The following is a 1,006-nucleotide window of genomic DNA, read 5'->3' as shown; positions in this document are numbered from 1 at the left end:
GGTGTGTTCTTGATCGGAAAGAATTGAATCAGGTGCACCGGCGGAGGCAACGGCAGAATGTTCTCGATGCGCTGGTCATCGGTTGCCGAGGTGCGGTCGGTCAGCGGGGACGCCAACCCGTGGAAATCAGTCATGATCTGACCCTCTCTTGGAAGGAAGAATCGGTTTTTCAAGCGAGCAAGAAAGCTATCCTATTGCTTTGGATTTTATTGCGCATGTTATCAAATAATCTGTAGCGGCACGGCGGCCAGTCTTTTCCGTCCGACCAAATGCCGCCCTGCTCTCGGGAATCCGCTCTCATCGATGAGCAAATGACTATCGGCTTGATTCCGCTCATAAATGCCTACTCGAATCTGGACAATCTTGGATTATCTGACAAGTAGCCATCTTCGCACCGTCAACGACCGTGCTTCGGCGAACCGAAGTCTTACCCGTCTCTTGTGCGCGTTTAAGGTCCGGCGTGAGCGTGTCCAGACCGAAATTCAAAATGTTGATGGCCGCGTTCACGTCGCGATCCATTGAGTGGCCGCACTCACATTCCATCCTGCGCTGGGCGAGCGGCATGTCATGCCGTTGACCGCACGCAGAACACATCCGCGAAGTTCGGCCTTGTATTCGATCATCTGGCGTAGTGCGCCAAATCCGGCATCGTTGACCGCACGGGCAAGACAGTGGTCCAAATCCAGCATCGTTGACCGCACGGGCAAGACAGTGGTTTTTTGTCATGCCTTTCACGTTCAACTCTTGAAGACCAGCCCTTTCAAGGTGTAAAAATACAACATTGAAAATCAATAAGTTGAATTTAACCTCGAACCCTCTTCTTAGCCAAACCCGATGTTAGGCCGAGTCGGGTAACAGAGAATCAGACGGTTACGTCAACCATCAACTGAGTACCTTGAAAGGGCTGGTGCGTCAGCTTGACCTGACGCCCAAAACGATTACCGCCTTGAAGTGAGTCATGGATGACGAACGACCCCGCCGGTCGTAGAAGGGATTGCGTAGGGAC

Annotated in this window: 2 protein-coding genes; both read right to left on the bottom strand. The window is 52.4% G+C overall.

What is annotated here, in order from left to right; genetic code table 11:
- Window positions 1–333: 333 nt before the first annotated feature.
- Window positions 334–564 carry a zinc ribbon domain-containing protein gene (locus BN874_RS26295; RefSeq protein ID WP_034430074.1) on the bottom strand — a complete coding sequence of 77 codons (231 nt, stop codon included), beginning with the start codon at window positions 562–564 and terminating at the stop codon, window positions 334–336.
- On the bottom strand, window positions 504–707 hold the full coding sequence (locus tag BN874_RS24905) for a transposase (protein WP_195912066.1): 204 nt from the start codon (window positions 705–707) through the stop codon (window positions 504–506). The genes BN874_RS26295 and BN874_RS24905 overlap by 61 nt, the downstream gene beginning before the upstream one ends.
- Between the last annotated feature and the right edge of the window lie 299 nt (window positions 708–1,006).

The sequence above is a fragment of the Candidatus Contendobacter odensis Run_B_J11 genome, from assembly GCF_000531125.1.
In the GTDB taxonomy this organism is placed as follows: domain Bacteria; phylum Pseudomonadota; class Gammaproteobacteria; order Competibacterales; family Competibacteraceae; genus Contendibacter; species Contendibacter odensensis.
Note: the sequence above shows the minus strand (reverse complement) of the source record. Positions and strands in the feature narration are given on the sequence as shown.

Excerpts from the sequence above, each read along its gene's own strand:
- BN874_RS26295 (WP_034430074.1), bottom strand. The coding sequence starts at position 564 with ATGCCGCTCGCCCAGCGCAGGATGGAATGTGAGTGCGGCCACTCAATG.